Raw genomic sequence first — 20916 nt, 5'->3', positions numbered from 1 at the left:
CCGGCTGTGAGCCGTACAAGATCATGGACGTGAGGCTTTTGCCCCGGTTAATCTGACCTGGACCGACGGTGGGGGAGGTCGTCATGCTGCTGCGGCTGAGAATCGCCTTGCCGGATCGTCCGGGCTCGCTGAGCCAGGTGACCGGGGTCCTCGGATCCGCGGGCGCCGACATCACGCAGGTGACGGTGCTCGACCGGGGCGACGGCCGCGCCCTCGACGACTTCACCGTCTACTGGCCCGACGCCGCCCCCCGGGAGGACCTCGTACGGGCTCTGAAAGAAATGGACGGGGTCAGGATCGAGGGCATCTGGGGCACCAGGGAGGCCCCCGGCACCTATCCGGAGCTGGAGATCCTGAAGTTCCTCACCACGGCGGGCGACCGCGCGCTCGGCACGCTGATCGACTCCATGCCGGTGCTGTTCAGCGCCGACTGGGCCGCGGCGGCGACCGAGAAGGACCCGCGCGTCACCGTGTACGCGAGCTGGCGGGCGCCCGAGGACATTCCGTTCCCCGATGACACACCGCCCCGGCCGACGGCCGCCACGCTGCCGTCCGGCCTGCACGTGATCGTCGCGCCGCTGCCGCCGCTGGCGCTGTCGCTGATGCTGGCCAGGTCGGAGGGGCCGGGCTTCCACCGCAACGAGGTGCACCGGCTCACGCGGATCCTGGAGATCTTCCTGACCCTCCCCACGATCGAGCGGGGAGCCGACCGCGCGTTCCGCAGGCCGAGCGCCCGGCCGTTCTGAGTACACACCGCAGCCGAAAACCCGGTACAGTAGCCACGTCGCCGCAAGGCGGACGCGGAAGTGGCTCAGTGGTAGAGCATCACCTTGCCAAGGTGAGGGTCGCGGGTTCGAATCCCGTCTTCCGCTCCGAGAGGTCGCGAATATGGGCCTCGCTCTGGTGGAGTGGCCGAGAGGCGAGGCAGCGGCCTGCAAAGCCGCGTACACGGGTTCAAATCCCGTCTCCACCTCTGTTTTCCCGATCCGGTTCCGGATACCGGCGCGCGCGTCGAGTCGACGCGTCCGACGCCGGGAACCGGCGGGCTCCTGATCGAGGGTGCTCGGGTGCCGGTTCATGGTGGGCCTGGCACCACCACGGACAGGCATGCCTGCACTCTCGATGCGGCACGGCGTCCCCCAGCAGGATCGTCGCCATGACCGATCACACGAGCGACCGCACCCGTTCCCGCCGGTGGATCCACCTGCCGGCCGTGCTCGCCCTGGCGGGCGGCCTCGCCGCCACCCAGGGCGCGGCGCACGCCGAGACCGTGCTCGCCCAGAAAGGCGCGCAACCCGTGCATGCCGCAGGCAGGGCCGATGCCGTGCAGAAGTCGCTGGACACCCTTGTCCGAGCGGACAAGTTCCCCGCAGCCCTGGCCTCCGTACGCGGCCGCGACGGGCGCGTGCGCGATTACACCGCCGGGGTCGCGGACCTGCGCACCAGGGCGAAGGTGCCGGTGGACGGCTACGTCCGCATCGGCAGCAACACCAAGACCTTCACCGCCGTCGTCGTGCTGCAGCTCGTCGGCGAAGGAAAGGTGAAGCTCGACGAGCCGATCGAGACCTACCTGCCGAAGCTCGTCCGCGGCAGGGGCGGCGACGGCCGCCGCATCACCGTGCGCCGGTTGCTCCAGCACACCACCGGCCTGCCCGACTACACCTCCTTCCTCGCCGAGGGCCCGCTCTCCTACCGGCACATGTACATGCAGCCCCGGGAGCTGCTGGACCTGGCCCTGAAGGACAAGGCGCACTTCACGCCCGGCGCCAAGTGGGAGTACAGCAACACCAACTACCTGGTCGCCGGGCTGCTGATCGAGAGGGTCACCCGCCGGCCGCTGATCGAGGAGATCACCAACCGGATCGTCAGGCGGATCGGCCTGCGCCACACCTACTTCCCCAACGCCGGCGACCAGGGCGTCCGCACGCCGCACCCCAAGGGCTACCACCGCGACGACCCGAGCAAGCCGTTCACCGACGTCACCGTCTGGGACCCGTCGCAGGCGTGGTCCGCCGGAGGGATGATCTCCACGCCGAGCGACCTCAACCGCTTCTTCAGAGCGGTCGTCGACGGCGAGCTGCTCGAACCCGAGCAGTTGAAGCAGATGCGGACCACCGTGAAGGCGGACGGCCTCGGTAAGGGCGCGCGATACGGCCTCGGCCTCGTCAGCACCCCGCTGAGCTGCGGCGGCCTGGCCTGGGGCCACGGCGGCGACATCTTCGGTTACCACACCGGAAACGCCGTCACCGAGGACGGGCGGGCCGCCGCCGTCGCGGTCACCCGGCTGCCCGAGAGCCTCGAAACCCTCGGCCACGTCGAGAAGGCCGTCGACACCGCGCTCTGCTCCTGATCCGCGCCACGCCCGCGCCGCACACCCGGTGACGGCCCCGGGGACGCCACTGGTGCGTTCGGCCATACGAGGGACAAGTCGGGGTAAGAGTTCTTCTCAACGTCCCATAGCGGGCGCACACTGAAAGGGACACAACAGGCGATTCAGCGTGGAGTATGTCGTGCACGGTCAGATGCCTCCAGCGATGCCCATGCTCTCTCGTGGCAAGCATCGCAATCCCAGCAAGGGCGCCTGCTTCATGGAGTTCGCGTCCTACCTCGCAGGTGAGCGGTGGAGCGACCACCCGTCGTGCACGCACCCACTGCTCGCCGGGCTCGCCCGCCTCGTCAACGACCACACCTCCGACGCCGCCCGGCCTCACCTGGCCGAGCTGATCCCGTCGGTGATCGGCCTGACCGGCGACGATCCGCGCCTCGACGCGCGGATCGCCCTGTGCTCGGCCAGGGCCGCGCTGCCGGTCGTCGCGCACGAGCGCCAGCTCGCGATGGCGGTCTCGATCCTGTCGGCCGAGCACGTGCTCGCCGAGCTGGAGGGCCGCCCCGCCGGTGACCTGGACGAGCGCAGCAGGCAGGCGCTGGCCCAGGTGCCGGACGCCACCCGCTGGGCCTACACCTTCGGCCGCGGCGTGCGGGTCTCGCCCAAGGGCTTCCGCAGGTACGCCGCGCCGAACACGGTGCAGCTCGCGGTCCGGGGCATCGCCCAGGCGTGCGTGCCCGACCCTGATCCGCTGCTGCGCGATCTGCTGGCCGACACGATCGACGACTGCTGGGGCCTGCTGCGGCCCGCCGCCGAGCCCGCCCCTGTCGCGGTCGATCCGGCACGCTGGGTGGACGCCTGCCGCCTCACCGGCAAGTCGGCCTGACCACCCCGGCCACCGGCTCGCCTCTGAGCCGGTGGCCGTGAGCCGGTGGCCGTGAGCCGGTGGCCGTCTGGCCGTGTGAGCCGGTCAGGTCAGCGCGGCCCCGCGTACCGCCCGCCTCGACTCGGCGCGCCGCGACGCCGCGATCGGCCGCAACAGCAGGGCCTGGGCGAGCACGACCACGCAGAAGATCCCGAGCACGTAGCCCCAGCTCACGTCCGTCAGGTGGTGCATGCCCCGGTAGAGCCTGGCCAGGCCGACCGCCAGGGCCGCGCCGGCGCCGAGCAGCCACCACAGCGCGTTCAGGATCGTGTGGCGGTGCGTGTGCAGGGTCAGCACGAGCGCGGTGCCGCAGTAGAACGCCACGGCGGCGCTGGTGTGCCCCGACGGATAGCTGGACGTCGGCGGCGCGGGGTCGAGGTGCGGCACGTGCGGGCGGGGCCGCTGCGCGAACACGGTCGCCAGCAGGAAGATCGCCGACTGGGCGCAGACGACGGCCACCAGGAAGACCGACTCCCGCCAGCGCCGGTAGACGACCCGGAAGAGAACCGCCATGATCGTCGTGACCACGATGATCACGGGGGTGTCGGACAGCATCGAGGCGTAGTGGGTCACCTCGTTCCAGAACGGCGTGCGCTCCTGGGCGATCTCGCGGCTGACCGCCTCGTCCTGCGCGACGAGCGTCGAGTGCTCCAGGACCTTCGTGAGCAGCAGGCCGAGCCCGAGGGTCACCAGGGCCATGAGCGCGAGCGGGAGCAGGACCCGCCGCGCCGTCTCCGCGGCCACGGATGACGACCGGTTGCTCCGGGCCGTACCACGTTTACGATCGGTGGCCAATTCGTCCTCCTTGGGGGGATATCTCCCTCTTCGTCTCGGGCCCGACGCCCTCGCGTAACGGCTGGGCGGGCCGGCGGCCCACGTCATGACGGCGCCAGGTCTCGAAGGCGGCGGCCGTGGCGGCCACCACGGCCACGCCGAACACCAGTCCGCCCACCACGTCGCTGAACCAGTGCACGCCGAGCGCGATCCGGCTGAAGCCGACCGCCAGCGGGATCAGCACGGCGAGCGTCCAGGCGAGCGCCCGCCCGCGCCCCCGTACGAGGGGCAGGACGAGCAGCAGCAGGATCCCGGCCCCGAGCGTGGCGTTGACCGTGTGTCCCGAGGGGAACGACGCGCCGGGGGCGATGGCGACGGGGTCCGGCAGGCTGGGCCGGGCCCGCGCGACGATGACCTTCAGGGCGAGGCCGAGCAGGCCGCCGACCGTGAGCGTGGTGGCCGCCCACAGGGCCAGGTGATAGGCGCGGCGCCAGACCAGCCAGGCGACCGCGGCGCCGACCGCGATCCGCCAGGTCAGCGGCGCGAAGACGTCGCTGATCAGTTGCATCAGCCGGGCGAATCCCGGGTTGCCGATCGCGTAGGCGTGCAGGTCCCACGCCGCGCCCTCGTCGACCTCGGTGAGCGGGCCGAAGGAGGTCTTGACGAAGACCAGCAGCACCGTGAACGGCACCCCGATCAGCGCCAGCGCCGCCGTCGCCACCGTCAGCCGCAGGCCCAGTCCGTGCTCGGGGTCGAGCCGCCTGCGCCACCAGCTCATCGGCCGCTCCCGACCGGCTGCCGCCCCCGCGGCGGGACCGGGGCCCGGCCGGGGTCGGGTTCGGCCGGCTCGCCGCGGCCCGCGCGGCAGGCCTCCAGCTGCGCCGAGAAGGAAAGGCCGAGGAACAGCGCCATCGAGCTGAGGAACGACCACAGCAGCAGCGCCATGACCGCCGTGAGCGGGCCGTACGTCGCGCCGAAGGTGTTGCTGCTCGCGGTGTAGATCGCGAGCAGCCAGGTGAACAGCGTCCACAGCAGCACGGCGACCGTGGCCCCGACCGCGAGCCAGGTGTGGCCGGGCTGCTTGCGCCGGGGCGAGGAGCGGAACAGCACCGAGATCGACAGGACGGCGAGCAGGAAGCCGATCGGCCAGCGCAGCCAGCCCCACAGCCGCTGGATCGTGTCGCTCCAGCCGTAGACGTGAGCCGCGGCCTCGCCGACCGCGGCGCCGCCGACCAGGATGACGAAGCCGACGCTCATGAAGAGGCCGGCCGTCACGGCCATCAGCAGCGCCCTGCCGTACTTGGCGACGAAGGGGCGGTCGCGCTCGATGCCGTAGATGCGGTTGGCCGCGCGTTCGAACTGGCCCATGGCGGTGGTCAGCGACACCAGCGCGGTCAGCAGACCGAACAACAGGGCCAGCTTCTCCCCCGCACCCGAGGCGTGGTGGCTCTGGCTGAGCGTCTCCTGGATGACCTGCGAGCCCGCGCCGGGAGTCAGCTGCCGCAGGGTGAGCTCAAGGAGGCGGCCGAATCGTTCCTGGTGCAGCACCTCGCTCAGACCCACGACGGCGATCGCTCCCGGGATGATCGCGAGACAGGTCTGGAATGCGAAGGCACGGGCGTTGCTCGTGCCGTCGCCGTACCTGAACCGGACGTACGCGTCACGGATGAGGTGCCAGCCGCCGTACCGTCGTATGGCGGCGTAGGCGTCGTCGGCCGACAGTTCGTCGCCGCTCATGCTCCTGGTCTCCGGTACCGGGGTCGCGGTTCCCATGTCAGTCCTCACATCGTCAGGGGGTGGGATCCGCCGGGGGCCGGGTCGCGGGCCGGCCTCCGGCGGTCCCCGCAGGCCCACCGACTACCCCGATCACGATGCTTGGAACGCCAGGCCTGTCAGAAGATCCCTTGACCTGGGCGGCGGCCGTCAAAGGACGGCGCAGCCGACACGTACGGGAAGGCGGGGCGACCAGCGGCCGGAGACGACGTCCTGGACCTGCGCGTAGGCGTTGGCCGCCTTGCCGGGCGAGGCGCAGTCGAAAACGCCTGTCTTCTTGCCGAAGCTGCCGCCCGCGTAGCCGCTGTGCGCGCTCGCACTCACCGTGCCGCTCCAGTAGAGCCTGCCGGTGTTGTACCGGATGTAGAGCCTGACCTGGCCGATGTTGAAGTGGTCGCCGTTGATCTTGAGGCGCGGAATGTCGTCGACGGAGGTGCTGGTGGAGGTGCCGTCGCCGTTGTCCACGGGCGGGACGGTGTAGCGGCTGATCCACAGCTTGGCCGAGACCTTGCGGTCGGCCGCCTTGCCGTTGTCGAGCTTGGCCTGCGCGCGGACGGCGGGGGTGACGCACACGTCGTCGCCGGTGAACGCCTCGCGCCAGACGTATCCGGTGACGCAGGTGTGCGGGCCGTACGGGCCGGAGGTCCAGCGGGAGGCCCTGGCGGCGTTGTCGGCGAGGGTCTGCGTGCGGGTCGCGGATGTCACGCAGACGACGTCGCCCGTGCGGGCCTCGCGCCAGACGTAGCCCTCCTGGCAGGTGTTCGGGCCGTAGTCGCCGCCGGCGGAGGCCGGGCCGGCCATGAGCGTGACGGGGGCGGTGACGGCCAGACCGGCGATCGTGGCGGTGGCCAGACCGAGCAGGGTGCGCTTCATGACGATCTCCTGTGCTGCTGCGGGACGAGGGTGCTGATCGGCGGTCCCGTCCGGCCGTCGCCGCCGGGTCCGTGCACCTCAGTGATAGGCCCGCCCGCCTGCACGTCCCTTGACGGGCGCTTTCCGCAAGCGCTGTAAGCGGCCCGCAAGCCCGGCGCCGCCCCAGCCGCCGGTCGCGCCGCCGGTCAGGTCCGGACCCCGCGCGAGGCCGCCCGCGTGCCGAGTCCGTCGAGGATGACGGTGGTCAGCGCATCGTCGGGCCGGGCGCCGGGGCGGCACACCGCGACGCTGAGCAGCCCGACGACCTCGCGTGGTGTGATGTCGTCGCGGACGGCGCCCTCCCGCTGGGCTCCCGCGGCTCGGAGTGGCCGCCGGAGGAATCGGCCTGAGCCTGGACGAGCTGATCGGGCAGGTACGCGAGGCGGCCGAGGCCGGCCTCGACAGCGCCTACTTCAACCAGTTCCTGTCGTGGGACGCCGTCCAGCTCGCGGCGCTCGCCGCCCGCGAGGTGCCCGGGATCGCCGTCGGCACGGCCGTGACCCAGACTCACCCGAGACATCCGCTGGCGCTCGCCGGGCAGGCGCTCACCACCCAGGCGGCCAGCGGCAACCGCTTCACGCTCGGCATCGGGCCGAGCCACGGGCCGCTCATCGAGACGCACTTCGGCCTGTCGTACGACCGACCGGCCCGGCACGTCCGCGAATACCTGTCCGCGCTGGTCCCGCTGCTGCGGGGCGAGCAGGTCGACTACCACGGGGAGACGCTGACGGCGGCGGGGCGGGTCGAGGTGCCCGGCGCCGAGCCGCCGCCGGTCCTGCTGGCCGCCCTCGGGCCGGTCATGCTGCGGATGGCCGGCGAACTCGCCGACGGCGTGGTGACCGTCTGGACCGGCCCGGAGACGATCGCCGACCACGTGACGCCGTCGGTCACCCGCGCCGCCACGGCCGCCGGACGGCCGCGGCCACGGGTCGTCGCCGGTGTGATCGTGAGCGTGACCGCGGACCCCGAGGGCGTACGGCGGCGGGTCGCGGAGTCCCTCGGACCCGTCGGCGACCTGCCCAGCTACCGGGCGATCCTGGACCGCCAGGGCAGGTCGGGGGTGGAGGAGACGGTCGTGGCCGGGGACGAGTCGGCGGTCGAGCGCGCCGTCCGGGCCTATGCCGAGGCGGGCGCGACCGAACTCGTGGTGAGCCCCTTCGGAGACGAGCGCGAGCGGGCGCGGACCCTCGGCCTCCTGGCCGACCTGCGCGGGCGGCGCGACGGCGCTCAGTAGGACTGGAGCTCCAGCAGGTTGCCGTCGGGGTCGCGCAGGTGGGCGGTGCGGCAGGTCGGCCCCCATTCGGGCCGGGCGCTCGGCGGCGCCACGACCCGCCCTCCGTGTGCGGCCCCCACGGCCGCGGCCCGGTTGACGTCGTCCACGGTCAGGACCAGCATCGTCCCGTCGCCGCCGCCGTCGAGATCGACGCCGACCACCCGTGCCAGCATCCGGCGGTCGAGCAGGGCCAGCACCGCCTCCGTATCGCGGTCCCAGTTGGCGTACGGCCCCGTCTCGGCGCCCTTGACGAGGTGCGCGCCGGCCACCGCGGTGAGCAGGCCGTCGTAGAAGCGGAAGCACTCGGCGAACCGGGAGGCGAGCACGCGGGGATAGAGAGCGTCCATGACAATCCCTTGGTATGTACCAACTATTGGTTGTGCCCTATCCTGCTCTCGTGAGCGAGGTGCCGCAACTTCCCCCCTCTCTGCTCGATATCACGGCGTTCCTGCTGTCGAAGGTGGGCATCGCCGGGCGACGCCGCATGGGCGACCGGCTGCGCGGGCACGGCATCGGCCTGTGGGACATGGCCGTGCTGGCCGCGCTGCGCGACTTCGGCCCGGCGTCCCAGCGCGAGCTCGGCGACCGGCTGGGCATCGACCCCAGCGACCTCGTGGCGGTGATGGACACGCTCGTGCCGCTCGGCCTCGTGGAGCGCGACCGCGATCCCGCGGACCGGCGGCGATACCGGGTCGCCGTCAGCCCCGCGGGCCGGGCCACGCTGGAGGCGGCCCTGCGCGAGGCTGGCGAGGTGCGCGACGACCTGCTGGCCGCGCTGGACGAGGACGAGCGGGCGACCCTGCACGCGCTGCTCCGGAAGGCGTACGCCGGGCTGGAGCCGCGGGCCCGCGCCTGAGACGCCTCCGGCGGCCATCGCGGAGCGGTCTCAGGCGGTGCGTGTCAGGCGCCGGTGAGCCAGACGTAACCGGCGAAGCGCCCGGTGCGCTGCTCGCGACGGTAGGAGTAGAGGTCGGCCGTCTCGATCGTGCAGCGGTCGTCGTGCCTGACGTCGGCCACGCCTGCCCGGGCGAGCTGGGCCGCGATGCCGGCCCGGATGTCGAGCGCGGGCGTGCCCCGCCGGGTGCGCGACCAGGTCTCGGGCACCCGGGCGGCGACGCGCTCGCGCAGGTCTTCCGGCACCTCGTAGCACAGCCCGCAGGCTGACGGCCCGATCACGGCCACCATCCGCTCCGGCCGTGCGCCCCGCGCGGCCATCGCCTCGACCAGGGCGGGAACCACGCCCGCCTCCGTGCCCGGCCGCCCCGAGTGCGCGCCGCCGACCAGGCCGGCCACAGGGTCGGCCACCAGCACGGGCGCGCAGTCGGCGACCAGGACCGCGAGGCCGAGCCCCGGACGGTCGGTGAACACCCCGTCCAGCGCGGGCGGCTCGTCCCCGAACGGCCCCTCCGCGTAGGCGACGTCGGTCCCGTGGACCTGGCGCATGAACACCGCCTGGCCGAGCCCGAACTCCGCGGCCGTCTTCGCCCGGTTCTCGGCGACGGCAGCCGGGTCGTCCCCCACCGCCCCGCCGAGGTTGCGCGTGCCGTACGGCTCGGCGCTCACGCCGCCGTGCCGGTCGGTGAAGGCCATCCGTACCCGGTCGATCGCAATCACCCGATTAGCGTACGGCCTGGGAAAGGAGCGTGACATGCGCGCGGTTGTGTACGAGGAGTTCGGCGGGCGGGCCGAGGTGCGCGAGGTGGCGGACCCGGTGGCGCCGCAGGACGGCGTCGTGATCAGGGTCGAGGCGACCGGGATGTGCCGCAGCGACTGGCACGGATGGATGGGCCACGACGCGGACATCACGGCGCTGCCCCACGTGCCCGGCCACGAGCTGGCGGGTGTGGTGGACTCGGCCGGCCCGGGGGTGACCCGCTGGCGGCCGGGCGACCGGGTGATGGTGCCGTTCATCTGCGCCTGCGGGAGCTGCCGCGAGTGCGCGGGCGGCAACCAGCAGGTGTGCGAGCGCCAGACGCAGCCCGGCTTCACCCACTGGGGGTCGTTCGCCGGGCTGGTGGCGATCGACCACGCCGACGTGAACCTCGTACGGCTGCCGGACGGCATGGCGTTCGCCACGGCGGCGAGCCTGGGCTGCCGCTTCGCCACCGCGTTCCGTGCCGTCGTCGAGCAGGGGCGGGTCCGGGCGGGCCAGTGGCTCGCCGTGCACGGCTGCGGCGGGGTCGGGCTGTCGGCCGTGATGATCGGCGCCGCCGTGGGGGCGCGGGTCGTCGCGGTGGACGTGTCGCCCGGCGCGCTCGACCTGGCCCGGCGGTTCGGCGCGGCCGAGTGCGTCCTGCTCGGCGAGGGCGACTCCCCCGAGGAGTCGGCCGCACGGGTCAGGGCGGCGGCCGGGGGCGGCGGCGCCGACGTGTCCCTCGACGCGCTGGGCGGCGCCGCGACCTGCGCCGCGTCGATCGGCGGCCTGCGCAGGCGGGGCCGCCACGTGCAGGTGGGCCTGCTGCCCGGGCAGACCGCGCTGCCGATGGGCCGGGTGATCGCGCACGAGCTGGAGATCGCGGGCAGCCACGGCATGGCCGCCCACGCCTATCCCCCGATGCTGGAGCTGATCGCGGCGGGCGTGCTCCGCCCCGACCTGCTGGTCACCCGCACCATCGGCCTGGACGACGCGCCGGACGCGCTGACCCGGCCGGGCGCGCACCCGGGCGTCACGATGATCATCCCCGATCAATGACCTGGTCAGGTGAGCGACGCGTAGAGCTCGTGGGTGCGCTCGGCGATCCGCCGCCAGGAGAAGTGGTCGATCGCGCGCACGCGCCCGGCCTCACCCATCGCGGCCGCGAGGCGCGGGTCTCCGAGCACCGTGTTCACCCGCTCGGCCAGCGCCGCGGCGAACGCCTCCGGGTCGTGCGGCTCGCCGTCCCGGCCCTGGTCGATCGGGACGAGCAGGCCCGTCTCGCCGTCGGCCACGACCTCGGGGATGCCTCCGGTCGCGGTCGCCACGACGGCGGTCTCGCACGCCATCGCCTCCAGGTTCACGATGCCCATCGGCTCGTACACCGAGGGGCAGACGAACACGGTGGCGTGCGTGAGGATCTGGATCACCTCGGGCCTGGGCAGCATCTCGGAGATCCACACCACGCCCTTGCGGGAGGCAGACAGCTCCCGCACGAGCGCCGTGACCTCCTCGGCGATCTCCGGCGTGTCGGGCGCGCCCGCGCACAGCACGAGCTGCGCCGCCGGGTCGAACGACCGGGCCGCGTGGAGCAGGTGCACCAGGCCCTTCTGCCGGGTGATCCGCCCCACGAAGACGACGTACGGCACGGCCGGGTCGATGCCGTGCTTGACCAGGGCCTCGGTGCCCCGGGAGGGCGCGTACTCCTCGGTGTCGATGCCGTTGTGGATCACCCGTACGCGCTCGGCGGGGACCTCCGGGTAGGCCGTGAGCACGTCGCGCCGCATGCCCTCGGACACCGCGATGATCGCGTCGGCCGCGTGGAGCGCGGTCCGCTCCGCCCACGACGAGAGCGTGTAGCCGCCGCCGAGCTGCTCGGCCTTCCACGGGCGCAGCGGCTCCAGGCTGTGCGTGGTCATCACGTGCGGCACGCCGTACAGCATCTTGGCGACGTGGCCGGCGAAGTTCGCATACCAGGTGTGGCTGTGCACGACGTCGGCGCCCTCGCAGCCGGCCGCCATCTCGAGGTCGACGCCGAGCACCTGCAGGGCGGCGTTCGCGCCGGACAGTCCTCCAGGGGCCTGGTAGGCCCGCACGCCGGGCTCTTCCCGGGGGCCGCCGAAGCAGCGGACCCGCACGTCGGCCAGCCGGCGAAGCTCCCGCGCGAGGTACTCGACATGGACTCCGGCCCCGCCGTACACCTCGGGCGGATACTCACGGCTCAGCAGATCGACACGCATACGAGTGAGCTTAGAGTCCTGATCCGCACTGTTTGCCGGTGTCCCTGGTGTTTGTTAGCCATTTCGCGGGTTAAGGTCCTGCCTATGAAGGTCCTGGCGATCGTGCTAGCGGGTGGAGAGGGCAAGCGGCTGATGCCGCTGACCGCGGACCGGGCCAAGCCCGCCGTGCCCTTCGGCGGTATCTACCGGCTCATCGACTTCGTTCTGTCGAATCTGGCGAACGCGCACTACTGGCAGATCGTGGTGCTGACGCAGTACAAGAACCACAGCCTGGACCGGCACATCTCCCGGACATGGCGGCTGTCGTCGATGCTCGGCAACTACGTGACCCCGGTGCCCGCGCAACAGCGGCTCGGGCCGCGCTGGTTCTCCGGGTCGGCCGACGCGCTGTTCCAGAACCTCAACCTGATCTACGACGAGATGCCCGATCACGTGATCGTCTTCGGCGCGGACCACATCTACCGCATGGATCCCCGCCAGATGGTCGACCAGCACATCGACTCGGGCTCGGACGTGACCGTCGCCGCGATCCGCCAGCCCCTCGAACTGGCCGACCAGTTCGGGGTCATCGAGGCGGACCCCTCGGGCCGCAGGATCGTCGCGTTCCGCGAGAAGCCGAAGGACGCGGTGGGCCTGCCCGACGCGCCCGACCAGATCTTCGCCTCGATGGGCAACTACGTCTTCAAGACCCAGGCCCTCATCGAGGCCCTGCGCGAGGACGCCCTCGACCCCAGCAGCAAGCACGACCTCGGCGGCAACATCATCCCGATGTTCGTCAAGAGCGGCGGCGCCGAGGTGTACGACTTCGCGAACAACGTGGTGCCCGGCTCCACCGAGCGCGACCGCGGCTACTGGCGCGACGTGGGGACGCTCGACGCCTACTACGAGGCCAACATGGACCTCATCTCGGTGCAGCCGGTCTTCAATCTCTACAACGACCGGTGGCCGATCTACACCGGCAACGATCCGCTGCCGCCGGCCAAGTTCGTGCACAACGAGGGCGACCGGGTGGGGCATGCGCTGGAGTCGCTCGTGTCGCCCGGGGTCATCGTGTCGGGCGGCACCGCGCTGCGCTCGATCCTGTCCCCCGGTGTGGTGCTGCACTCCCACTCGCACGTCGAGGACTCGGTGCTGATGGGCTCGGTCAAGATCGGCAGAGGCGCGATCGTCCGTAAGGCCATCATCGACAAGAACGTGATCATCCCCGACGGCGCCCGGATCGGCTTCGACCTGGAGTACGACCGCCAGCGTTTCGCGGTGACCCGCAGCGGCGTGGTCGTGATCGGCAAGAACGAGATCGTCGACCGCTGAGCCCGCTTGTGCGCGGCTCAGCGGCCGTTGATCCGCCACATGGGCTCGACCACCGTCCACTGGGCCTCCCACACCCGGCGGGCCCTGCGCTGGTTGACCAGGCGGGTGCAGGTCACCAGCAGCGCGAGGATCGCGGCGGCGGCCAGCGGGACGCCCGTGCCGACGGTCAGCGCGGCGACCACCGTGGTCTCCCTGTCCTGCGGCCGGGGCGTGATCACGCCTTGGTCGTCGGTCCAGATGCGCACGGTCTCCCCCGCGTGCCTGCTGGGCGAGACCTCGATGACACCGGCCCTCGCCGTGCCGTCGGGGGCCACCCAGGTGGCCTGGGCATGCCCGACCGCCGCTCCGGCCACCGACAGCCGGGGCGTCGTCACGTCGCCCGACAGCGTGGCGACGACCTGATGCCGGCTGTGCACCTGCTGGGCCTCGGTCTTCAGGCCGTTGCCGTACTCGCGCACGCCGAGCATCACGCCGAACACGACCGCGGCCACGACTCCCAGCACTGCGGCAAGCCGTACCACCGCTTCGACCCGGTCGCACCGGCGCCGAAGCGGATTCCTATCGAGTCCCAGCCAGCGGGCGAACCTGGCGAATAGATTCTGCGACATCTCACACCTCACAGGGTCATTACCACTGCGAGTCCCGTTTATGCCTATTTTGCATCCCAAGAGAATCCAGGGGAACGCCCCTCCCGATATGCCCGGACACCTTCGGCCATTTCGCCGCTCTCCCTGGCCTCCCGCTGCCAGGCGCGCACCTCGGCCTCCCCGGCGCGGCCGTCGATGATCTGCTTGGCCGCCGCCAGCGTCAGCCGGGACCTGCCGGCCATCGTGGCCGCCAGGCCGTACACGCGCTCGCGCAGGTCCTCCGGCGGGAACACCTCGTCGATGAGACCGGTGCGCAACGCGTGATCTGCGGTGATGAGCTCGGCCGAGAAGAGCAGGAGCTTCGCGGTGGCGGGCCCGGCGATCTCGGCGAGCCGCCGCGTGGAGCTGAGCGGGTAGACGATCCCGAGCTTGGCGGGGGTGACGCCGAAGCGGGCCCCGGCCGCCGCGACGCGCAGATCGCAGGCGAGCGCGAGCTGGCATCCGCCGCCGACGCAGTATCCCTCGATCATCGCGATCACGGGTTTGGGAAAGGTCACGAGCGCGCGCTCCGCGACAACGGTAAGACCGGTGTCATCCTCGTTATCGCCAAGCTCATGAATTTCCGAAATATCAGCACCGGAACAGAAAGTTCCCCCGGCTCCGGTAAGGACGAGGACACGTACCTTCGGGTCCGCGGCGAGATCCGCGAGGATGCCCGGCAGCGCCCGCCACATGGCGGCCGTCACGGCGTTGCGCTTGGCCGGGCGGTTGAGGGTGAGGGTGGCGACGTGCTCATCGAGGGCCAGTTCGAACCCGTCGGTAACTTCCATCCCTCGATTGTCCAGGTCGCCCGCCCGGCTGCTCCAGCAGGGCTCCGGCCCGTGATGGCATAATCGCCGCGCAACGGGATGATCCCGTACGCATGACCCCCCAAGGAGTCTCTGGGTGTTCGGGATCCTCCGGCCGTGTGCCCGCCACTCCTGCCCGTCCGTCCACGAGGCCTGGCGCGCGCACCTGTGCGGGCTCTGCCTCACGCTGCGGGACCGGCACGGGCATCTGGCCCGCATGGCGACCAACTACGACGGCCTCATCCTGTCCGTCCTGACCGAGGCCCAATCACCGGCCCAATCACCGGCCCAATCACGGGCCGGGGCAGGGCCGAACCGGCGGACCGCCGGGCCCTGCGCGCTGCGCGGCTTCCGGTCGGCGGAGGTGGTGCCGTCGGACGACCGGGGCGCCCGCCTGTCCGCCGTGGTCTCGCTGGCCCTCGCCGCGGGCAAGATCCGCGACCACGCGTCCGACGGCGACGGGATCGCGGCCCGGCGCGTCGCCGGCGTCCCGATGCGCGTCACGGCAGCCGCCTGGGCCTCGGCCGCCCGGCGCGGCGCGGAGTCGATCGGCTTCGACACCGCCGTCCTGACCGAGGTCTCCGCCCGCCAGGCGCTGCTGGAGGCGTCCCCCGGGTGCGGGCTGCTCGACGTCACCGAGCCCACCGAGACCGCCGTCGCCGCGGCCTTCGCGCACACCGCCACGCTCGCGGGCCGGCCGGGCAACGCCGAGAACCTGCGCGAGGCCGGCCGCTTCTTCGGCCGGATCGCGCACCTGATCGACGCGGTCGAGGACCTCGCCGAGGACCGGGCCCGCGGGGCGTACAACCCGCTGGACGCGACCGGCACCTCGCCCGCCGAGGCCCGGCGCGTGTGCGAGGAGGCGCTGCACGGGCTGCGCCTGGCCGTACGCGACCTCGACCTGGAGGAGCGGCACCTGGTCGAGGCGCTGCTGTGCGGCGAGACCCGCCGCGCCGTCGACCGGGCGTTCGGGCCGCGTGCCCACGGCGCCGCCTGCGCGGCGCACCGCACGTCGGCCGGGGACACCTCCCCGGCGCCGTCCGACGCACCGCCCGGCGGGCCGCCGGCGGAGGAGCCGCCGGGCAGCCGCCGGGGGATAGCGCTGACGGCGGTGGCCGGGGTGACGACCTTCCTGACCTGCGGTCTCTACCGTCCGCCGTGGAGCGAGTATCGGCAGGAGCGGTGCATGGACCGCTGCTTCTGTGACGGCTGCGACTGCCCCGACTGCTCGGGCTGCTGCGACTGCTGCTCGGCGTGCTCCGACTGCTCCGACTGCTGCTCGGGAGACGGCTGCTGCTGCGGGGACGGCTGCTGCTGCGACTGCGGTTCCTGACGCCCGGCCGCGTTCACGTAAGCGTGGTCCGGCCGTCCGTGCCCAGGAGCCGGTCGTAGGGGACCGCATGGCTCGTGCGGCCGCGGAAGCCGGTGGTGGTCGTCGCGGTGAACAGGGAGTTGAGCAGCGCCTCCTCGACCGAGTCCATGACCGCGGCGAAAACCGGGTTCAGCGCCTCGTCGGGCATGGGCGGGACCCGCGGTGGCGCCGTGGTGAAGGCGACGGCGTAGTCGCCGCTGCCGTGGGAGTACGACGCGCCCACCCGGCCCATCGCGAAGACCGCCCGGCGGGCGAGGCGGCCGAGTTGACGTGCGTCGAGCGGCGCGTCGGTGGCCACCACGATCATGCAGGAGCCACCGGCCTGCTCGTGATGAGCGGCGCCCGGGATGAGTTCGCCGACCGGCATCGGGACACCGCGGACGGTCAGCACGCCGCCGAAGTTGGCCTGGACGAGCACGCCGACCGTGACCGGAGCCCCGTCCACCACCTGCCGCCGGGAGGAGGTGCCGATACCGGCCTTGTATCCCAGGGCCGTCGTCCCGGTCCCCGCCCCCACACATCCCTCCCCGGGCAGCCCGCCGGAGGCTCCCTCCAGCGCGTCGAGGACGTGCCGTTCGGTGATGGGGCGGCGCCGGATGTCGGACAGGAAGCCGTCGTTGGTCTCGCCCACCAGGGGGTTGAAGGAAATGCCGTCCGGGCGGCGGTCCATCAGGTGGGTGAGCAGCGCGTCGGCGGCTCGGAACACCGACAACGTGGCGGTCAGGACGACGGGTGACTCCAGCACGCCGAGTTCGTCGACCTGGGTCGAGCCGACCAGCTTGCCGTACCCGTTTCCGGCGTAGACGGCCGCCGGCAGCCCCCGCCGCCCGGCGATCAGGTGACGGGGGACGACGGCGGTGACCCCGGTGTGGAGATCGGCGCCGTCGTCGATCGTGGTGTGACCGACCAGGACCCCCTCGACATCGGTGATCGCGTTCAACGGCCCGGTCGGCAGCGCGCCGACGACGACGCCCAGCGAGCGCGCCCGCACGCGCCCGCTCAGATGGTTGTCCATGACGTTCCTCTTGTCGCTCTCACGCTTCGCGGGGGCACCCGCGGGCCGGTCCGCCGGAGCGCCGGCCCCTGCGAAGATCGACGATATCGTCGGCCCATGGGAAGATCGCGGCCCCCCTTCCGCCTGCTCACCCCCGCCGAGCGACGGCTGTGGGACGCCTATCCCACCGGCGCCTGGGTCGACCTTCGCCATGGCCGCGAGACGGACTCCTCCTCCGGCGGCGCGTGGGGCTCAAAAGGCTTGTGGGGCCGCTCCCGGGTGGTCCGCGCCGAGGTGATCGCCGCCCTGGTGCTCGACCGGAGCACCGGCGGTTCGGGCCGGGTGCCGGGCGTCCGGCTCGCCGGAGCCCGGATCGCCGGCGACCTCAATCTGTCCGACGCCACGATCGAGGCGAAGGTCCACCTGCTCGACTGCCGCATCGCCGGAACGGTCTCGCTCAACGACGCCAGGACCAGGGGCGTACGGCTGCGGCGCTGCGACATCTTCCGCTTCCGGGCCAGCCGGGCCACGGTCGACGGGCTCCTCGACCTCGACGGATCGGCCATCCACGCGGGGGTGCGCCTGGACAACGCCCACGTGACCGGCCAGCTCCGGCTCTCCGGCACGCGGGTGGGCACCCCCGGCGGGGTGCCGAACCGGGGCATGCCGCCCGGGGCGTCGTCCCTGGAGCCGCCCCGGTGGAACGGACCGGAGGGCTCGGAGGAGCCGCGGACCTGGGAGTCGGTCGCGCTGTGGGCCGGCGGGCTCGTCGTGGACGGCAGCGCCTTCTTACGCGACATGCGGGCCACGGGCGGCCTGCGGCTGATCGGCGCCCGCTTCTCCAGCGGGCTCTACCTCCAGGGCGCCGTCGTCACCGCGGACGGCACCCCCGCCGTGCACGCCGACCACCTGCAGGCCGCCACGGCCGAACTCGGTGCGGGTTTCACCGCCCACGGGACCGTGCGGCTGCGCGGTGCGCGGATCGGCGGGGTCCTGTCGTTCCACGGCGCGGTGCTGCGGGCGCGGGGCCGGGTGCTGCACCTGAGCCACATGCAGGCGGACGAGCTCATCCTGCTGCCCGAGTCGATCGAGGGCGAGGTCAACCTCGGCTACTCCCGCTTCGGCGTGCTGTTCGACCGTCCGGAGAGCTACCCGGGCGAGGTGCGGCTCAACGGGCTGACGTACGAGTCGCTCCGCGGGCCCGCGACCCTGGCGGACCGGCTCTCCTGGCTGCGGCGCGACCCCGGAGGCTACCGGCCCCAGCCGTACGAGCAGCTGGCCGCCTACTGCCGGCGCATCGGGCACGAGCCGGACGCGCGCCGGGTGCTGCTGGCCCGGCAGCGGGCGCGGCGGCGGACGCTGCGGCTGCCCGGGCGGCTGTGGGGCCGGCTGCTCGACGGGCTCGTCGGCTACGGCTACCGGCCCTGGCTCGCCGGCCTGTGGGCCGCGCTGCTCCTCGCGACGGGCACGGCGATCTTCACGCAGTGGCCGCCACATCAGATCGGGCTGGACGAGTCGCGCCACTTCAACGCCTTCGTCTACACGCTCGACCTGCTCGTGCCGGTGAGCGTGTTCGAGCAGCGGGGCGCCTGGGAGCCGGCCGGATGGACCCAGTGGCTGGCGAACGGCCTGGTCGCCGCGGGCTGGATCCTCGCCACCGCGCTCATCGCCGGCGCGAGCAGGCTCCTGCGGCCGTCCAACGCCCCCTGACACCCGTCGCTCACGGCCCGGTCCGAGAGGGTGGATGAGAAGCTCAGCGCGCGGGGGTGTCGACGCGCAGGCGCGGGAGGCTCTCGGGGTACTTCTCGCGGATGAACCCGACCAGGTGCTCGCGGATGTCGCAGCGCAGGTCGAAGGCGCTCGCGGAGTCGGCCGCGCTCATCAGGGCGCGCAGCTCGACCAGCCCCTCCGGGGTGATGTCGGTGACCTGCAGCGTCCAGTCCTTCTGGTCCCACAGCGGGTTCTCGCGCAGCGCCCCGTAGAGCTCGGTGCGCACCTCCTCGACCGGGATCGACCAGTCCACCCGGAGGTACATGCTGCCGAGGATGCGGCTCTCGTGGCGCGTCCAGTTCTCGAACGGGTTGGTGGTGAAGTAGGACACCGGCAGGATGAGCCGCCGCTCGTCCCACAGCCGCAGCGCCACGTAGGTGAGGGTCAGCTCCTCGATGCGGCCCCACTCGTCCTCCACCACGACCACGTCGTCGAGCCGCAGCGCGTCGCTGAAGGCGAGCTGCAGCCCTGCCAGCATGTTGCCGAGCGTGGACTGGGCCGCGATGCCGCCCACCACGCCGGCGATCCCGGCGGAGGCGAGCAGTCCCGCTCCCAGCGCCCGCACCTGCGGGAAGGTGAACAGCATCGCCCCCAGCGCGAGCACCACGACGACCGCCGCCGACACCCGGCGCACCAGCGCGATCTGGGTGCGGATGCGCCGGGCTCGGCGGTTGCGCTCGCCCTCGACCCGGGTGAGCCGGTCGAGGACGACGTCGGTCACCGCGTACGCCGCCTGGATCATCAGCCAGGTCACGCAGGCGATCAGCAGCAACGCGAGCACGCGCTGGAAGCCGTGGGAGCCCGATCCGGGCATGTCGGGGTCGTAGGCCGCCTTGACGGTGCCCACCACGGCCGAGGCGAAGCCCGGCCAGGTGCATCGGCGCACGAACGGCCCGGCGAGCGCCCACCGCTCCCCTATCAGGCGCGATTTCAGCACCCGCCGGACCAGTTCCACCGCGACGATCGCGGCGGCCACGGCGATCGCCAAAGTCGCCCAGTTCCACGCTGCCGCTGTGACGGCGCCCCCTGTCGTCGTCATGGCGTTCCCTTTGCCCTTTACAGGAGCGCCGAAAACCGGATGAATCAGAAGGCTTCCTCGAAGCCGACGCCTGTGCCTGCAGACACAGTGCTTTGTGTTTCTCAGCGGAGCCCGAGATCGTTGAGCAGCAGGGCCGTACGGCGCGCCTCGCCGACGAGCCATTGGCGGAAGTCGTCACCGTCGAGCCACATCGGCGTCCAGTCGTTGCGGTCGCACAGGCTCTGCCACCCCGGAGTGCCGGCGACGGCCCGGCAGAGGTCGAGCAGGGCGTCCCGCTCGGGTGTGCCGCGCGGGGCGATCAGCCCCGTCCAGTCGGCGTACACGACCCGTACGCCCGACTCCGACAGCGTCGGCGCGTCCACCCCGGGCAGCCGCTCGGCGGAGGAGACGGCGAGCGGCCGCAGCCGTCCGGCACGCACATGGGGGGCGATCTCGCGCCTGCTGCCGAATCCGAGTGCGAGCCGCCCGTCGAGGACCGCGGCGACGGCCTGCACCCTGCTGTCGAACGCCACGTAGTCGAGCAGGCGGGGGTCGGCTCCCAGGCCCCGCGCGGTCATGCCGAGCAGCAGGTGCTCCGGACCGCGGTCGGCCCCGCCCGCCACCCTGGGCCCCCTGGGGTCGCGCAGCAGCGCGGCGGCGAACTGGTCGAACGTGCGGTAACCCGAGTCGGGCGAGGTCACCAGCACCTCCCACTCCCCCGCCAGCCGCGCGAGCGGAACGGCCCTGGTGACCAGGAGCGGGTCGCGGGCCAGCGCGCAGGCGGCGAGCAGCGCGGGATCGGCGATCACCAGGTCGGTCCGCGGCCCGCCCGGCCGGTCCAGAGCCGTCCCGCCGTCGCCGGCCTCCCGCCTGATCCGTACGGCCCGGGCCCAGCCACGCCCCTCGACGAGCGCCTTGAACCCGGCGGCGACGCCGTCCCCGCATCCGCCGGGCGGGCCCGGGACGGCCAGGGAGAGCTCTCTACGGTGCGGCGGCGTTTGGACGCCGCACGCGCCCGCGAGGGCCAGGACCCCCAGCGCGAGGACCGTACGGCGTCGCATGTCGGCACCCTCCTACCCGAAGAGTCCCTTACACGCACAGACTATGAGTAACTACACCATGTCACCACATAACGGACGTTACGGCTGCGGTGATCGATG

At 72.6% G+C, this 20916-nt stretch carries 21 protein-coding genes and 2 tRNA genes; 11 read left to right on the top strand and 12 right to left on the bottom strand.

The window, feature by feature from the left end; genetic code table 11:
* The first annotated feature begins 83 nt into the window (after positions 1-83).
* The 5 genes from ACQEVJ_RS14575 (at position 84) to ACQEVJ_RS14555 (ending at position 3212) form a co-directional block, all read left to right on the top strand.
* Positions 84-746: an ACT domain-containing protein gene (locus ACQEVJ_RS14575; RefSeq protein ID WP_433101110.1), complete on the top strand. Its 663-nt coding sequence runs from the start codon at positions 84-86 to the stop codon at positions 744-746.
* 54 nt (positions 747-800) lie between these two features.
* Positions 801-872, top strand: a tRNA-Gly gene (locus tag ACQEVJ_RS14570).
* 30 nt (positions 873-902) lie between these two features.
* Positions 903-973 (top strand) — tRNA-Cys (locus ACQEVJ_RS14565).
* A 183-nt stretch (positions 974-1156) separates the two neighbouring features.
* On the top strand, positions 1157-2350 hold the full coding sequence (locus ACQEVJ_RS14560) for a serine hydrolase domain-containing protein (RefSeq protein WP_433101108.1): 1194 nt from the start codon (positions 1157-1159) through the stop codon (positions 2348-2350).
* Between the two features lie 184 nt (positions 2351-2534).
* Positions 2535-3212 (top strand): hypothetical protein, encoded by a 678-nt coding sequence (locus ACQEVJ_RS14555; RefSeq protein WP_433101106.1) that lies wholly within the window; start codon positions 2535-2537, stop codon positions 3210-3212.
* Positions 3213-3296: 84 nt separating this feature from the next.
* On the opposite strand, the gene ACQEVJ_RS14550 is transcribed toward ACQEVJ_RS14555, so the two are convergent.
* The 4 genes from ACQEVJ_RS14550 to ACQEVJ_RS14535 form a co-directional block, all read right to left on the bottom strand.
* Entirely contained in the window at positions 3297-4046 is a 750-nt protein-coding gene (locus ACQEVJ_RS14550) for a phosphatase PAP2 family protein (RefSeq protein ID WP_433101104.1), read from the bottom strand.
* Complete coding sequence (locus ACQEVJ_RS14545) at positions 4030-4803, bottom strand: phosphatase PAP2 family protein (protein WP_433101102.1); 774 nt, start codon at positions 4801-4803, stop codon at positions 4030-4032. The genes ACQEVJ_RS14550 and ACQEVJ_RS14545 overlap by 17 nt, the downstream gene beginning before the upstream one ends.
* Entirely contained in the window at positions 4800-5762 is a 963-nt protein-coding gene (locus tag ACQEVJ_RS14540; protein ID WP_433101100.1) for a YihY/virulence factor BrkB family protein, read from the bottom strand. Before ACQEVJ_RS14540 ends, ACQEVJ_RS14545 begins: the two co-directional genes overlap by 4 nt.
* A 186-nt stretch (positions 5763-5948) precedes the next feature.
* Positions 5949-6671 carry a hypothetical protein gene (locus ACQEVJ_RS14535; protein WP_433101098.1) on the bottom strand — a complete coding sequence of 241 codons (723 nt, stop codon included), beginning with the start codon at positions 6669-6671 and terminating at the stop codon, positions 5949-5951.
* A gap of 364 nt (positions 6672-7035) precedes the next feature.
* Here ACQEVJ_RS14535 and ACQEVJ_RS14530 point away from each other — a divergent pair, with 364 nt between their 5' ends.
* Complete coding sequence (locus ACQEVJ_RS14530) at positions 7036-7944, top strand: LLM class F420-dependent oxidoreductase (protein WP_433101096.1); 909 nt, start codon at positions 7036-7038, stop codon at positions 7942-7944.
* Here ACQEVJ_RS14530 and ACQEVJ_RS14525 read toward each other — a convergent pair.
* Positions 7938-8330, bottom strand: coding sequence for a VOC family protein (locus ACQEVJ_RS14525; protein WP_433101094.1), 393 nt, complete (start codon positions 8328-8330; stop codon positions 7938-7940). The genes ACQEVJ_RS14530 and ACQEVJ_RS14525 overlap by 7 nt on opposite strands.
* A 50-nt stretch (positions 8331-8380) precedes the next feature.
* Between ACQEVJ_RS14525 and ACQEVJ_RS14520 the strand changes: the two genes are divergently transcribed.
* Positions 8381-8839, top strand: coding sequence for a MarR family winged helix-turn-helix transcriptional regulator (locus ACQEVJ_RS14520; protein ID WP_433101092.1), 459 nt, complete (start codon positions 8381-8383; stop codon positions 8837-8839).
* 44 nt (positions 8840-8883) lie between these two features.
* Here ACQEVJ_RS14520 and pgeF read toward each other — a convergent pair whose 3' ends face one another.
* Positions 8884-9573 (bottom strand): peptidoglycan editing factor PgeF, encoded by a 690-nt coding sequence (pgeF, locus tag ACQEVJ_RS14515; protein ID WP_433112727.1) that lies wholly within the window; start codon positions 9571-9573, stop codon positions 8884-8886.
* A 58-nt stretch (positions 9574-9631) separates the two neighbouring features.
* On the opposite strand from pgeF, the gene ACQEVJ_RS14510 reads away from it, so the two are divergent.
* Complete coding sequence (locus tag ACQEVJ_RS14510) at positions 9632-10675, top strand: alcohol dehydrogenase catalytic domain-containing protein (RefSeq protein ID WP_433101090.1); 1044 nt, start codon at positions 9632-9634, stop codon at positions 10673-10675.
* A gap of 5 nt (positions 10676-10680) precedes the next feature.
* Here the strand turns inward: ACQEVJ_RS14510 and glgA are convergent, their stop codons facing one another.
* The gene (glgA, locus tag ACQEVJ_RS14505) at positions 10681-11856 is read right to left on the bottom strand and encodes a glycogen synthase (RefSeq protein WP_433101088.1); all 1176 of its coding nucleotides are present in this window, start codon (positions 11854-11856) and stop codon (positions 10681-10683) included.
* On the opposite strand from glgA, the gene glgC reads away from it, so the two are divergent.
* Complete coding sequence (gene glgC / locus ACQEVJ_RS14500) at positions 11794-13167, top strand: glucose-1-phosphate adenylyltransferase (protein ID WP_433101086.1); 1374 nt, start codon at positions 11794-11796, stop codon at positions 13165-13167. The two genes, glgA and glgC, sit on opposite strands and share 63 nt — an antisense overlap.
* A 17-nt stretch (positions 13168-13184) precedes the next feature.
* Here the strand turns inward: glgC and ACQEVJ_RS14495 are convergent, their stop codons facing one another.
* Both ACQEVJ_RS14495 and ACQEVJ_RS14490 read right to left on the bottom strand, forming a co-directional pair.
* Positions 13185-13775 (bottom strand): Rv1733c family protein, encoded by a 591-nt coding sequence (locus ACQEVJ_RS14495; protein WP_433101084.1) that lies wholly within the window; start codon positions 13773-13775, stop codon positions 13185-13187.
* A 44-nt stretch (positions 13776-13819) separates the two neighbouring features.
* On the bottom strand, positions 13820-14584 hold the full coding sequence (locus tag ACQEVJ_RS14490) for an enoyl-CoA hydratase/isomerase family protein (protein ID WP_433101082.1): 765 nt from the start codon (positions 14582-14584) through the stop codon (positions 13820-13822).
* Positions 14585-14699: 115 nt separating this feature from the next.
* Between ACQEVJ_RS14490 and ACQEVJ_RS14485 the strand changes: the two genes are divergently transcribed.
* The gene (locus ACQEVJ_RS14485) at positions 14700-15935 is read left to right on the top strand and encodes a DUF5685 family protein (protein ID WP_433101080.1); all 1236 of its coding nucleotides are present in this window, start codon (positions 14700-14702) and stop codon (positions 15933-15935) included.
* Between the two features lie 13 nt (positions 15936-15948).
* On the opposite strand, the gene ACQEVJ_RS14480 is transcribed toward ACQEVJ_RS14485, so the two are convergent.
* Complete coding sequence (locus tag ACQEVJ_RS14480; protein WP_433101078.1) at positions 15949-16989, bottom strand: P1 family peptidase; 1041 nt, start codon at positions 16987-16989, stop codon at positions 15949-15951.
* Positions 16990-17085: 96 nt separating this feature from the next.
* Between ACQEVJ_RS14480 and ACQEVJ_RS14475 the strand changes: the two genes are divergently transcribed.
* Complete coding sequence (locus ACQEVJ_RS14475; protein WP_433101076.1) at positions 17086-18678, top strand: hypothetical protein; 1593 nt, start codon at positions 17086-17088, stop codon at positions 18676-18678.
* Between the two features lie 43 nt (positions 18679-18721).
* Here the strand turns inward: ACQEVJ_RS14475 and ACQEVJ_RS14470 are convergent, their stop codons facing one another.
* The gene (locus ACQEVJ_RS14470) at positions 18722-19777 is read right to left on the bottom strand and encodes a mechanosensitive ion channel family protein (RefSeq protein WP_433101074.1); all 1056 of its coding nucleotides are present in this window, start codon (positions 19775-19777) and stop codon (positions 18722-18724) included.
* Between the two features lie 101 nt (positions 19778-19878).
* Positions 19879-20817, bottom strand: a complete 939-nt coding sequence (locus tag ACQEVJ_RS14465; RefSeq protein WP_433101072.1) for a Bug family tripartite tricarboxylate transporter substrate binding protein — start codon at positions 20815-20817, stop codon at positions 19879-19881.
* Positions 20818-20916: the final 99 nt, after the last annotated feature.

The sequence above is a fragment of the Microbispora sp. CA-102843 genome (assembly GCF_050936215.1).
Classification (GTDB): Bacteria; Actinomycetota; Actinomycetes; order Streptosporangiales; family Streptosporangiaceae; genus Microbispora.
This window is presented reverse-complemented; position numbering and strand designations above follow the sequence as displayed.

What these genes read in the sequence shown, in the direction of transcription:
- ACQEVJ_RS14495 (WP_433101084.1), bottom strand. Translation starts at nt 13,775, where the DNA reads ATGTCGCAGAATCTATTCGCCAGGTTCGCCCGCTGGCTGGGACTCGAT.
- glgA (WP_433101088.1), bottom strand. Translation starts at nt 11,856, where the DNA reads ATGCGTGTCGATCTGCTGAGCCGTGAGTATCCGCCCGAGGTGTACGGC.
- glgC (WP_433101086.1), top strand. Translation starts at nt 11,794, where the DNA reads ATGGACTCCGGCCCCGCCGTACACCTCGGGCGGATACTCACGGCTCAG.
- ACQEVJ_RS14490 (WP_433101082.1), bottom strand. Translation starts at nt 14,584, where the DNA reads ATGGAAGTTACCGACGGGTTCGAACTGGCCCTCGATGAGCACGTCGCC.
- ACQEVJ_RS14555 (WP_433101106.1), top strand. Translation starts at nt 2,535, where the DNA reads ATGCCCATGCTCTCTCGTGGCAAGCATCGCAATCCCAGCAAGGGCGCC.
- ACQEVJ_RS14480 (WP_433101078.1), bottom strand. Translation starts at nt 16,989, where the DNA reads ATGGACAACCATCTGAGCGGGCGCGTGCGGGCGCGCTCGCTGGGCGTC.
- ACQEVJ_RS14470 (WP_433101074.1), bottom strand. Translation starts at nt 19,777, where the DNA reads ATGACGACGACAGGGGGCGCCGTCACAGCGGCAGCGTGGAACTGGGCG.
- ACQEVJ_RS14575 (WP_433101110.1), top strand. Translation starts at nt 84, where the DNA reads ATGCTGCTGCGGCTGAGAATCGCCTTGCCGGATCGTCCGGGCTCGCTG.
- ACQEVJ_RS14475 (WP_433101076.1), top strand. Translation starts at nt 17,086, where the DNA reads ATGGGAAGATCGCGGCCCCCCTTCCGCCTGCTCACCCCCGCCGAGCGA.
- ACQEVJ_RS14540 (WP_433101100.1), bottom strand. Translation starts at nt 5,762, where the DNA reads ATGAGCGGCGACGAACTGTCGGCCGACGACGCCTACGCCGCCATACGA.
- pgeF (WP_433112727.1), bottom strand. Translation starts at nt 9,573, where the DNA reads ATGGCCTTCACCGACCGGCACGGCGGCGTGAGCGCCGAGCCGTACGGC.
- ACQEVJ_RS14545 (WP_433101102.1), bottom strand. Translation starts at nt 4,803, where the DNA reads ATGAGCTGGTGGCGCAGGCGGCTCGACCCCGAGCACGGACTGGGCCTG.
- ACQEVJ_RS14535 (WP_433101098.1), bottom strand. Translation starts at nt 6,671, where the DNA reads ATGAAGCGCACCCTGCTCGGTCTGGCCACCGCCACGATCGCCGGTCTG.
- ACQEVJ_RS14465 (WP_433101072.1), bottom strand. Translation starts at nt 20,817, where the DNA reads ATGCGACGCCGTACGGTCCTCGCGCTGGGGGTCCTGGCCCTCGCGGGC.
- ACQEVJ_RS14560 (WP_433101108.1), top strand. Translation starts at nt 1,157, where the DNA reads ATGACCGATCACACGAGCGACCGCACCCGTTCCCGCCGGTGGATCCAC.
- ACQEVJ_RS14510 (WP_433101090.1), top strand. Translation starts at nt 9,632, where the DNA reads ATGCGCGCGGTTGTGTACGAGGAGTTCGGCGGGCGGGCCGAGGTGCGC.
- ACQEVJ_RS14525 (WP_433101094.1), bottom strand. Translation starts at nt 8,330, where the DNA reads ATGGACGCTCTCTATCCCCGCGTGCTCGCCTCCCGGTTCGCCGAGTGC.